This window comes from Pseudomonas putida, assembly GCF_016406145.1.
In the GTDB taxonomy this organism is placed as follows: Bacteria; Pseudomonadota; Gammaproteobacteria; order Pseudomonadales; family Pseudomonadaceae; genus Aquipseudomonas; species Aquipseudomonas putida_E.
Window position 1 is genome coordinate 147225 of sequence record NZ_CP066306.1, and the last position, 12164, is coordinate 159388.

Consider the following 12164-nt stretch of genomic DNA (forward strand, 5'->3'; position numbering starts at 1 on the left):
TTTCAGCACGCCCCGGCAATTTGCTATCTTCGCCTGTCACCGCCAGAAGCCGCGTGCCAAGCGGCCTGCATGCCCTACAAGAGAAGAACAAGCAATGACCTCCGTGCCGAGCAGTATCGAGCAGCCCTCGCGGCCGCTGACCCGCAGTGACTACAAGACCCTCTCACTGTCCGCGTTAGGCGGAGCCCTTGAGTTCTACGACTTCATCATTTTCGTGTTTTTCGCCACGGTGGTCGGCAAGCTGTTCTTCCCGGCCGACATGCCCGAGTGGCTGCGTCTGATGCAGACCTTCGGCATTTTCGCCGCTGGCTACCTGGCCCGGCCGCTGGGCGGCATCATCATGGCCCACTTCGGCGACCTGCTTGGGCGCAAGAAGATGTTCACCCTGAGCATCTTCATGATGGCCCTGCCAACGCTGATCATGGGCTTGCTGCCGACCTATGCCCAGATCGGCATGTGGGCACCGATCCTGTTGCTGTTGATGCGCGTGATCCAGGGTGCGGCGATCGGGGGCGAAGTGCCTGGCGCCTGGGTGTTCGTGTCCGAGCATGTGCCAGCGCGCAATACCGGCTATGCCTGCGGCACCCTGACCGCCGGCCTGACCGCTGGCATTCTGCTTGGCTCGCTGGTGGCGACACTGATCAACACGGTCTATAGCGTTGAAGAAGTCGCCGACTACGCCTGGCGTATCCCGTTCCTGCTTGGCGGCGTGTTCGGCCTGTTCTCGGTGTACCTGCGCCGCTGGCTGCACGAAACTCCGGTATTCGCCGAGATGCAGCAGCGCAAGGCGCTTGCCGAAGAGCTGCCGCTGCGGGCCGTGCTGCGTGATCACCGCGGGCCGATCATCCTGTCGATGCTGCTGACCTGGATGCTTTCTGCCGGCATCGTAGTGGTCATCCTGATGACACCGGCGTTGTTGCAGAGCATCTACCACATCAGCCCCACCGACTCACTCAAGGCCAACAGCCTGGCGATCGTGCTGCTTAGCCTTGGCTGCATCGGCTCTGGCAGCCTGGCCGACCGCTTTGGTGCCGGCCGCGTCTTCGTGATCGGCAGCCTGTTGCTGCTGGTGACGTCCTGGACCTTCTACCACAGCCTGCCGACCCACCCGCAACTGCTGTTCCCGCTGTATGCCATCACCGGCCTGTGCGTAGGCGTGATCGGCGCGGTGCCCTATGTGATGGTCAAGGCGTTCCCGGCGGCAGTGCGCTTCAGCGGCCTGTCGTTCTCCTACAACGTGGCCTATGCCATTTTCGGCGGCTTGACGCCGATGGTGGTGACCGCGCTGCTCAAGGTCAGTCCGATGGCGCCTGCTTATTACGTAGCGGGCCTGTGCGCCGTCGGTCTGGTTGTCGGGCTGTACTTGCTGTCGAAAAAACGCTGATAGTGCTCTAGCCCCCGCTCCTGCAACATTTTGAAAGGCCATCCTGGGTATCCAGTGATGGCCTTTCATCCAATTGTCATATTGGAGTCATATCGTGTTCATGCGGCCTGCAGATACTTGGGCCCGATCCATCCAACATCCCAATATTCCTGCTAGGAGCAAGGCATGAAACTGAAGCGTTTGATGGCGGCCCTCACCTTTGCCGCCGCTGGCGTTGCAACCGCCAACGCGGTAGCCGCCGTCGACCCTGCGATCCCGACCTACACCAAGACCACTGGTGTTTCGGGCAACCTCTCCAGCGTCGGTTCCGACACCCTCGCGAACCTCATGACTCTGTGGGCCGAGGCCTACAAGAAGGAATATCCGAACGTCAACATCCAGATCCAGGCTGCCGGCTCCTCCACTGCGCCACCCGCGCTGACCGAAGGCACCGCCAACCTTGGCCCGATGAGCCGCAAGATGAAGGACGTCGAGCTGCAGGCCTTCGAGCAGAAGTATGGCTACAAGCCGACCGCCATCCCGGTCGCCGTCGACGCCCTGGCCGTGTTCGTACACAAAGACAACCCGATCAAGGGCCTGACCATGGCTCAGGTCGACGCGATTTTCTCTTCCACTCGTCTGTGCGGCGCCAAGGCTGACGTCAAGACCTGGGGCGACCTGGGCGTGACCGGCGACCTGGCCAACAAGCCAGTTCAGCTGTTCGGCCGTAACTCGGTATCGGGTACCTACGGTTACTTCAAGGAAGAGGCTCTGTGCAAAGGTGACTTCAAGCCTAATGTCAACGAACAGCCCGGCTCGGCGTCGGTCGTGCAGTCGATCAGCTCCTCGTTGAACGGCATCGGCTACTCGGGTATCGGCTACAAGACTGCCAGCGTCAAGACCGTAGGTCTGGCCAAGAAGGAAGGTGGCGAGTTCATCGAAGACAACGAGGCCAATGCCCTGAACGGCACCTACCCGCTGTCGCGCTTCCTGTACGTCTACGTCAACAAGGCCCCGAACAAGCCTCTGGCCCCGCTGGAAGCCGAGTTCGTCAAGCTGGTGCTGTCGCAGGCTGGCCAGCAGGTCGTGGTGAAGGACGGCTACATTCCGCTGCCGGCCAAGGTGGTCGACAAGACCCTGGCTGACCTGGGCCTGTCCCACGCCGGTAACGTTGCAAAGAAGTAAGTAACTGAGGAAAAGGCCGGCACTGAAGCCGGTCTTTTCCACGAATTCTCGGTCCGAAGCCAGGGCTCCTGAGCGGCGGGCTTTTTTGCGTCAACGCACTGTCATGTTTTTGTCATACGGGACCGCTAGGGTGTGCGCATGAATGATCTGGCCAACTCCACCATGACCCAAAAATCCCCTCCCGAGCGGATTGATTTCAATACGCCCGAGTTGCAACGCAAGCGCCGCATGCGCGCGCTCAAGGACCGCCTGACCCGCTGGTATGTACTGGTGGGCGGGCTTGCCGTGCTGGCAGCCATCACGCTGATCTTCTTCTATCTGGCCTACGTGGTGCTGCCGCTGTTCCAGGGCGCCGAGCTGACCAGCAAGAAGGCCCTGGAGCCGACCTGGCTGCAGCAGGATGCCGGTAAGCCGCTGATGATCGCGCTCGAAGAGCAGAACCTGGTCGGCATGCGTGTCTCGGACAAGGGGCAGGCACTGTTCTTCGATACCAAGACCGGGAACGAGCTAAACCGCGTCGACCTGCCGCTGCCGGCAGGCACCCAGGTGAGCTCGATCAGCACCGACCAGCCGGGCAGCCCCCTGGTAGTGCTGGGCTTGTCCAATGGTCAGGCGCTGGTATTCCACCACACCTACAAGATCACCTACCCGGACAACAAAAAGACCATCACTCCAGGCATCGACTACCCGTATGGCCCGGAGCCGTTCGTGTTGGATGAGCAGGGCCGCGCGCTGGAGCACGTCAGCGTCAACGTAAACGGCGATACTCTGATGCTGGCCGGTTCCACCGGCGCGCATCTGCAGGTGGTCGAGCTGACGCGCACCGAAAACCTGATGACCGAAGAGGTCACCACCGAGCAGAACCGCATCGAGCTGCCGCAAATGACCGAGGTGGTGAAGAACATCTTCATCGACCCGCGCCAGCAGTGGCTGTACGTGATCAACGGCCGAGCCACCGCAGATGTCTTCAGCCTGCGCGACAAGAGCCTCAATGGCCGCTACAAGCTGTCCGAGAGCGCTGACACCGAGATCACCGCCACCGCGCAACTGGTCGGCGGCATCTCGCTGATCATCGGTGACTCCAAAGGCGGCCTGGCCCAGTGGTTCATGGCCCGTGACCCGGATGGCGAATCGCGTTTCAAGCAGATCCGTACCTTCCAGATGGGCAAGGCGCCGATCGTCCAGATCGACGCCGAAGAGCGCCGCAAGGGCTTCATCGCCCTGGACGCCGAAGGCAAGCTGGGCGTCTTCCACAGCACCGCGCACCGCACCCTGCTGGTCGAGCCTGCTGCCGAAGGCCCAGGTATCCTGGCCCTGTCGCCGCGTGCCAATCGTATCCTCATCGAAGAGGGCGGCAAGCTGCTGCCACTGAACCTGAAGAACCCGCACCCGGAAATCTCCTTCAGCGCGCTGTGGGGCAAGGTCTGGTATGAGAACTACGACGAGCCCAAGTACGTCTGGCAGTCGACGGCTTCGAACACCGACTTCGAGCCTAAGCTGAGCCTGTCGCCCCTGACCTTCGGTACCCTCAAGGCCGCGTTCTACGCGATGATCCTGGCGGCACCGCTGGCCATCGCTGCAGCTATCTACACCGCTTACTTCATGGCCCCGGGCATGCGCCGCAAGGTCAAGCCGGTGATCGAACTGATGGAAGCGATGCCGACGGTGATCCTCGGCTTCTTCGCTGGCCTGTTCCTCGCGCCGTACCTGGAAGGGCACCTGCCGGGTGTGTTCAGCCTGTTCCTGCTGATGCCGTTCGGCATCCTGCTGGCGGGATTCACCTGGAGCCGCCTGCCTGAGTCGATTCGCCTGCGCGTTCCGGATGGTTGGGAAGCCGCCATCCTGATCCCGGTGATCCTGTTCACCGGCTGGTTCGCCCTGACCATGAGCCCGTACCTGGAAACCTGGTTCTTCGGCGGCGACATGCGCCTGTGGATCACCAATGACCTGGGTATCACCTACGACCAGCGCAACGCCCTGGTAGTGGGTATCGCCATGGGCTTTGCGGTCATCCCGAACATTTACTCGATCGCCGAAGACGCCGTGTTCAGCGTTCCGCGCAGCCTGACCCTGGGCTCCCTGGCCCTGGGTGCGACGCCGTGGCAGACCTTGACCCGCGTGGTCATCCTCACTGCCAGCCCGGGTATCTTCTCGGCGCTGATGATCGGCATGGGCCGAGCGGTGGGCGAGACCATGATCGTGCTCATGGCCACCGGCAACACCCCGGTGATGGAGATGAACCTGTTCGAAGGCATGCGTACCTTGGCCGCCAACGTGGCGGTGGAGATGCCCGAATCCGAAGTCGGCGGCAGCCATTACCGTGTGCTGTTCCTCGCTGCTCTCGTGCTGCTGATGTTCACCTTCATCATGAACACCTTGGCCGAGCTGATTCGCCAGCGTCTGCGCAAGAAATACTCGTCGCTTTGATAGAAAGGTAGAGATCCGTGAAAAAGGATTCCCTCAAAGGCTGGTTCAAGAGCGGCGCCCCAGGCGTCTGGATCAGCGGTGGCGCGGTCGCCATGGCGGTCATCATGACCGTCGGCCTGCTGGCCGTGATTGCCGTACGCGGCCTGGGCCACTTCTGGCCCGCCGACCTGGTCCAGGCCACCTATAAGGTGCCGGGCCAGGGTGACCACGTCATCGTCGGTGAAGTGGTTCAGAAAGAAGAAGTGCCCCGCGTTCGCCTCAAGGGTGCCGGCCTGCCGGTGCCGGACGAAGGCCCGGAGTTCATGACCCGTGAGCTGATCAAGGTGGGTAACCGTGACCTCAACGGCAGTGACTTCACTTGGGTGGTCGGTGAATGGTTGGTCGACGAGCAGCGTCCGGTCGACCTGATCGCCCTGGAGCGCCGCGAATGGGGCAACTTCTACGGCTACCTGGTGAGCGTCAAGGAACAAGGCCGCGTGGTCGCCGAGGGCGCTGGCGCCTGGAACGAGCTGCAGGCACGCCTGAAACGCGCTAACCAGCTCAACAGCGAGCTGCAGCAGCTTGAGAAAAAAGACATCGGTGCCATCAACCATGGTCTTGAGCGCCTGCGCCTGCAAGGCCGCAAGCTGGAACTGGAAGGCAAGCTGGACGCTACGGCCCAGGCCGACATAGATGCCGAACGCGCCGAGTTGAACAGCCGCTACAAGGCCATCGAAGACCGCCTCAGCAGCCTGCATCAGGCCTTCTCCCGCGACAGCCTGGTCGCTCGCGACGGCAACGGCCGCGAAGTGGAGATCAACCTGAGCAAGGTCGTGCACGCCATCCAGCCTAACGCCATGTCCGGCTTTACCAAGATGGGCACCTATTTCGCCAAGGTCTGGGAATTCCTCAGCGACGATCCTCGTGAAGCCAACACCGAAGGCGGTATCTTCCCGGCGATTTTCGGTACCGTGATGATGACCCTGATCATGGCCGTGATCGTCACCCCGTTCGGCGTGCTGGCGGCGGTCTACTTGCGCGAATACGCCAAGCAAGGCCCGGTGACGCGCCTGATCCGCATCGCCGTGAACAACCTGGCGGGGGTTCCGGCCATCGTCTACGGCGTGTTCGGCCTGGGCTTCTTCGTCTACGTGCTGGGTGGTTCGATCGACCGCCTGTTCTTCCCCGAATCGCTGCCGGCACCGACCCTGGGCACGCCAGGCCTGCTGTGGGCATCGCTGACCCTGGCGCTGCTGGCCGTGCCGGTGGTGATCGTGGCCACCGAGGAAGGCCTGGCGCGTATTCCACGCACCGTGCGTGAAGGCTCGCTGGCGCTTGGCGCGACCAAGGCCGAGACCCTGTGGAAAATCGTGCTGCCAATGGCCAGCCCGGCAATGATGACCGGCATGATCCTCGCCGTGGCCCGTGCCGCTGGTGAAGTAGCGCCGCTGATGCTGGTGGGTGTGGTCAAGCTGGCGCCGTCGTTGCCGCTGGACGGTAACTACCCGTACCTGCACCTGGACCAGAAGATCATGCACCTGGGCTTCCACATCTACGACGTCGGCTTCCAGAGCCCCAACGTCGAGGCCGCGCGACCGCTGGTATACGCCACTGCGCTGCTGCTGGTGATGGTGATCGCCACCCTCAACCTCTCGGCGGTGTGGATCCGTAACCACCTGCGCGAGAAGTACAAGGCCCTGGACCACTGATTGAAGCTTTAAGCCACAAGCGGCAAGCTCCAAAAGGAGTGCCGCTTTGCCCTAACTTGCAGCTTGCAGCTTAAAGCTTGCAGCTACAAACGGAGTGAGACCATGCAGCAAGAATCCCACACCCACGGCATCGACATGGCTGCCCTGGGCCGCGACAAGCAGAGCCTGCGTCTGGCCGAAGAGACCGTGGCTATCGAAGTACCCGGCCTTAGCCTGTACTACGGCGACAAGCAGGCGTTGTTCGACGTCAGCATGAACATCCCCAAGCAGCGCGTGACGGCTTTCATCGGCCCTTCGGGCTGTGGCAAGTCGACGCTGCTGCGCACCTTCAACCGCATGAACGACCTGGTTGACGGTTGCCGTGTTGAAGGTGCCATCAACCTGTACGGCAACAACATCTACCGCAAGGGCGAGGACGTGGCCGAGCTGCGCCGTCGCGTGGGTATGGTGTTCCAGAAGCCAAACCCGTTCCCCAAGACCATCTATGAGAACGTGGTGTATGGCCTGCGTATTCAGGGCATCAACAAGAAGCGCGTGCTGGACGAAGCGGTCGAGTGGGCGCTCAAGGGCGCTGCGTTGTGGGAGGAAGTGAAAGACCGTTTGCACGACTCCGCGCTGGGCCTGTCCGGCGGCCAGCAACAGCGTCTGGTCATCGCCCGTACCATCGCCGTCGAGCCTGAAGTACTGCTGCTCGACGAGCCTTGCTCGGCACTGGACCCGATCTCGACGCTGAAGGTCGAAGAGCTGATCTACGAACTGAAATCCAAGTACACCATCGTTATCGTGACCCACAACATGCAACAGGCGGCCCGTGTTTCGGACTACACCGCGTTCATGTACATGGGCAAACTGGTCGAATTCGGTGATACCGACACCCTGTTCACCAACCCGGCGAAGAAGCAGACCGAAGACTACATCACCGGTCGCTACGGCTAACGGCGCTTTTGGGCGCGGCTGCAGGCTTTGGGCTGCAAGCTTCAAGCTTCAAAAAAAAGCAGCTAGCGCGGAGCCAGGAAACGACACGAACTACTTGAGGCTTGCAGCTTGCAGCTTCGCGGAGCGAAACGATGATCAACAAAGAAAGCCTGACGCACCACATTTCCCAGCAGTTCAACGCTGAACTCGAAGAGGTGCGCAGCCACCTCCTGGCCATGGGCGGGCTGGTCGAGAAACAGGTCAATGACGCGGTTACCGCACTGATCGAAGCCGACTCGGGCCTGGCCCAGCAGGTGCGTGAAGTCGACGAGCAGATCAACCAGATGGAGCGCAACATCGACGAGGAGTGTGTGCGCATCCTCGCCCGTCGCCAGCCGGCGGCCTCCGACCTGAGGTTGATCATCAGCATCTCCAAGTCGGTGATCGACCTGGAGCGTATTGGCGACGAATCGACCAAGATCGCCCGCCGCGCCATCCAGTTGTGCGAAGAAGGCGAATCGCCGCGCGGCTACGTCGAGGTGCGCCACATTGGCGACCAGGTACGCAACATGGTGCGCGATGCACTGGATGCCTTCGCCCGCTTCGATGCCGACCTGGCTCTGTCGGTGGCCCAGTACGACAAGACCATCGACCGCGAGTACAAGACCGCCCTGCGTGAACTTGTGACCTACATGATGGAAGACCCGCGCTCGATCTCGCGGGTACTGAGCGTCATCTGGGCCCTGCGTTCGCTGGAGCGTATCGGCGACCACGCACGCAACATCTCGGAACTGGTGATCTACCTGGTGCGCGGTACCGACGTACGTCACATGGGCCTCAAGCGCATGAAAGCCGAAGTTCAGGGCACGGCTGGCGATGAGGCTGAAATTGCTAATGTTCCGGCTGAACCGGACGATAAATAAGATTGCTCCCGAGCATCGACGCCCGGCCTTCGCCGGGCGTTTTCGTTTGCGCTTGAGCAGTCAGCAGGCACCCGCGAACGATGCAAAGAGATCCCGGCGTGATCTAGGTGTTGGCAAATGGCCACCAATCGACGGTAGGCTAGACGGGATTCAAGAGGAGTATCGATGAGTAAAGTCAATGTGCTGGTCGTGGATGACGCCCCGTTCATCCGTGATCTGGTGAGGAAGTGCCTGCGTAATGCCTTCCCGGGCATGGTCATCGAGGATGCGGTCAACGGCCGCAAGGCCATGACCATGCTGGGCAAGGAAACCTTCGACCTGGTGCTGTGCGACTGGGAAATGCCCGAAATGTCCGGCCTTGAACTGCTGACCTGGTGCCGACAGCAGCCAGAGATGAAGAACCTGCAGTTCATCATGGTGACCAGCCGCGGCGATAAGGAAAATGTCATCCAGGCCATTCAGGCGGGCGTCTCCGATTTCGTTGGCAAGCCATTTACCAACGAGCAGTTGCTGACCAAGGTGAAGAAAGCCCTGACCAAGATCGGCAAGCTTGAAAGTTTGGTCGCCGGTGGCCAGGCGCGGGTGAATTCGGCGTTCGCCAACGATTCGTTGAGCGCGCTGACCGGGGGCAAACCAGAAGCGGTCAAGGCCCCGCCTGCTGCGGCTGTGCCGGCCAAGCCGTTGATCAATGCACCGAAACCGCAGACGGCCGCCGCAGCCGCTGCGCAGACCGGGCGTGGACAAGGCCAGCTGCGCCTTTCCAGTGGTACTCAGCCTTGTGTGATCAAGGCGCTGAGCCTCAAGGAGGCGCTGCTGGTGGTACGACGCAGTGCAGTGCTGCCACAGGTGCTCGAAGGCGCTGTACTGGACCTTGAGCAGGGCGAGAGCGCTGAAGTTGCTCGCCTGAACGGTTACCTGCATGCCATTGCGGCATTGGAGCCGAAACCTGAAAGCGACTGGCTGCAACTGACCTTCAAATTCGTCGACCAAGATGCGCAGAAGCTCGACTACCTGTCGCGGCTGATTGCCCGCGGCACCACGCAGAAGCACTTCACCCCCGGCGCCTAGTTTCGTCGTACTCCGATTCTGTAGGGGCGGCCTTGCGTCCGCGAAAGCGCTGTACAGCGTCCCCCGTTTTGCGGCGCGGCAAGCATGGCTGGGGCTGCGCTGCAGCCCTTTCGCGACGCAAGGCCGCTCCTACAGGGCTGCGGCGGTCTTCCGACCAACTGTCATACCGCTCCCGGATCCCACTGCTAGGCTTCGACAGAACGCCACTGTCAAAAAGCCACCATCATGCCCGCCGCCGCCCGCTTGCTGCTGTTCTGTGCCTTGCTCACGGCCTCGGCGTCGAGCCTGGGCATGACCATTTACAAGACCACCGACAATTTCGGCGTGGCTTCCTATTCCGAGCGCCCTAGCCCAGGTGCCAAAGCGCTGGAGCTGCGCGAGCCGATGTTCGAGCAGTTAGAGGGTCAGGTACGCCTGCAAACCGAGCCGTTTCCTGGCGGCGTACGCTTCCTGGTGCGCAATGAGCTGTACGTGCCCATGCAGGTTGAACTGCGCGTCGATCAGTTGGCCAATGCCTTCGGCGGCAACGGCCCGCGGATCGTGCGGGCCGTAGTCGGGCCACGCTCGACCAAGGTGCTCAGCTCGGTGCTGGCGGCACCCGGCGGGCCGCTCCGTTATGCCAGCAAATTTCAGTACGCCATGGGTGACCCCGGTCAGCGCTCGCAGGCTTATCGTTATCCTTTCCCATGGAAAGGCGGCCCTTTCCGCCTGACTCAAGGGCCCAACGGCCGCTTCAGCCATTACGGTCCCAAGGGCCGTCATGCCATGGACATCGCCATGCCGGAGGGCACCCCGATCATTGCGGCGAGGGGTGGGATGGTGGTGAAGATCGAGAACAACCAGAGCGGACGAGGTACCAACCCCTCAGGCAATTTCGTGCGCATTCTTCACCCGGACGGCACGATGGGAGTGTATCTGCACCTGATGCGCGGTTCAGTGGTAGTGGCCGAGGGGCAGCAGGTGGCATTGGGGCAGGCGTTGGCCAAGTCGGGCAATACTGGCAACAGCACTGGCCCCCACCTGCATTTCGTGGTGCAGCGCAACGTCGGCTTGGCGCTGGAGTCGATCCCCTTCCAGTTCGACCGGCCGATTGGCGGTTTGCCGAACTTTACTGCGGGTAATCCCTGAAATTGTCAGGGGCCGCCAAGCGGCCCCGCCAGTTCAGTCGAGCTTGAGCACCTTGGCCAGCACGATCTTGGGCCCTTTCATCTTCTTGATGATGATGCGCAGGCCTTCGACTTCCAGCACTTCCTCTTCCTCAGGCACGCGCTTGAGCGTTTCGTAGATAAGCCCGGCCAGAGTTTCCGCTTCGATGTGGTCAAGGTCGATGCCCAGCAGGCGCTCCACCTTGAACAGCGGCGTGTCGCCACGCACCAGCAGTTTGCCTGGCTGGTAGGCCAGGATGCCGCGCTCGGTCTTGCGGTGTTCGTCCTGAATGTCGCCCACCAGCACTTCCAGCACATCTTCCATGGTCAGGTAGCCGATCACCTTGCCATCGGCTTCCTCGACCAGCACGAAGTGCGCACCGCCCTTGCGGAACTGCTCCAGCAGCTGGGACAACGGCATGTGCCGCGATACACGCTCCAGTGGGCGGGCCAGGTCTTCGAGGTCGACGGTTTCGGGCAGGTGCTCGAGCTCGGCCAGTTCCAGCAGCAGATCCTTGATGTGCAAAAGCCCGGTGAACTCCTCACGCTCGGCGTCGTACAGCGGATAGCGGCTGAACTTGTGGCGGCGCACCAGAGCCAGGATTTCCTTGAGTGGCGCATGGGCGTCGATGCTGACCATGTCTTCGCGCGAGTTGGCCCAGTCGACTACTTCCAGCTCGCCCATTTCCACGGCCGAGGCCAGTACACGCATACCCTGGTCGCTCGGGTCCTGGCCACGGCTGGAGTGCAGGATCAGCTTGAGCTCTTCACGGCTGTAATGGTGCTCGTGGTGCGGGCCAGGCTCGCCCTGGCCGGCAAAGCGCAGGATGGTGTTGGCACTGGCGTTGAGCAGGTAGATGGCCGGGTACATCAGCCAGTAGAACAGGTAAAGCGGCACCGCAGTCCACAGCGACAACAGTTCGGGCTTGCGGATCGCCCAGGATTTGGGCGCCAGCTCACCGACCACGATGTGCAGGTACGAGATGACGAAGAAGGCGACGAAGAACGAGACACCCTTGATCAACTCTGGCGTGTCCACGCCCAGGTACGCCAGCAGCGGCTCTAGCAGGTGGGCGAATGCCGGCTCACCGACCCAGCCAAGGCCCAGAGAGGCGAGGGTGATACCCAGCTGGCAGGCCGACAGGTAGGCGTCGAGCTGGTTATGTACCTTGCGCAGGATGCTGCCGCGCCAGCCGTGCTGCTCTGCAATGGATTCGACACGCGTTGAGCGCAGCTTGACCATGGCGAACTCGGCGGCTACGAAAAAGCCGTTGAGCAGCACCAGGAACAGGGCAAAGAGAATCATGCCGAAATCGGCGAATAACGAGGTGAGGCTGATACCAGGGGAAGGGTCCATGATGGATTTTTTACGGGGTCCGTCTTTGGGAAAGGTAGAAAAAAAGTGCCAGCTTTTGCTGGCACAGGGGGGTCAATGTAGCGGCTGGGGCAG

Annotated in this window: 9 protein-coding genes; 8 read left to right on the forward strand and 1 reads right to left on the reverse strand. The window is 61.6% G+C overall.

The window, feature by feature from the left end; all coding sequences use genetic code 11:
* The first annotated feature begins 94 nt into the window (after nt 1-94).
* The 8 genes from JET17_RS00720 to JET17_RS00755 all read left to right on the forward strand — a co-directional run bounded on the left by JET17_RS00720 (nt 95) and on the right by JET17_RS00755 (nt 10697).
* Nucleotides 95-1384 (forward strand): MFS transporter, encoded by a 1290-nt coding sequence (locus tag JET17_RS00720; RefSeq protein ID WP_012312095.1) that lies wholly within the window; start codon nt 95-97, stop codon nt 1382-1384.
* A gap of 165 nt (nt 1385-1549) precedes the next feature.
* Nucleotides 1550-2548, forward strand: a complete 999-nt coding sequence (locus tag JET17_RS00725) for a phosphate ABC transporter substrate-binding protein PstS (RefSeq protein WP_012312096.1) — start codon at nt 1550-1552, stop codon at nt 2546-2548.
* Nucleotides 2549-2686: 138 nt separating this feature from the next.
* Nucleotides 2687-4975 carry an ABC transporter permease subunit gene (locus tag JET17_RS00730; protein ID WP_012312097.1) on the forward strand — a complete coding sequence of 763 codons (2289 nt, stop codon included), beginning with the start codon at nt 2687-2689 and terminating at the stop codon, nt 4973-4975.
* Nucleotides 4976-4992: 17 nt separating this feature from the next.
* Entirely contained in the window at nt 4993-6663 is a 1671-nt protein-coding gene (gene pstA / locus JET17_RS00735; protein WP_012312098.1) for a phosphate ABC transporter permease PstA, read from the forward strand.
* Between the two features lie 102 nt (nt 6664-6765).
* Nucleotides 6766-7599: a phosphate ABC transporter ATP-binding protein PstB gene (gene pstB, locus JET17_RS00740; RefSeq protein WP_012312099.1), complete on the forward strand. Its 834-nt coding sequence runs from the start codon at nt 6766-6768 to the stop codon at nt 7597-7599.
* Between the two features lie 131 nt (nt 7600-7730).
* Entirely contained in the window at nt 7731-8501 is a 771-nt protein-coding gene (gene phoU / locus JET17_RS00745; protein ID WP_012312100.1) for a phosphate signaling complex protein PhoU, read from the forward strand.
* Nucleotides 8502-8666: 165 nt separating this feature from the next.
* On the forward strand, nt 8667-9569 hold the full coding sequence (locus JET17_RS00750; protein ID WP_012312101.1) for a response regulator: 903 nt from the start codon (nt 8667-8669) through the stop codon (nt 9567-9569).
* Between the two features lie 225 nt (nt 9570-9794).
* Nucleotides 9795-10697: a peptidoglycan DD-metalloendopeptidase family protein gene (locus tag JET17_RS00755; protein WP_012312102.1), complete on the forward strand. Its 903-nt coding sequence runs from the start codon at nt 9795-9797 to the stop codon at nt 10695-10697.
* A 33-nt stretch (nt 10698-10730) separates the two neighbouring features.
* Here JET17_RS00755 and JET17_RS00760 read toward each other — a convergent pair whose 3' ends face one another.
* On the reverse strand, nt 10731-12071 hold the full coding sequence (locus JET17_RS00760; RefSeq protein WP_012312103.1) for a hemolysin family protein: 1341 nt from the start codon (nt 12069-12071) through the stop codon (nt 10731-10733).
* Between the last annotated feature and the right edge of the window lie 93 nt (nt 12072-12164).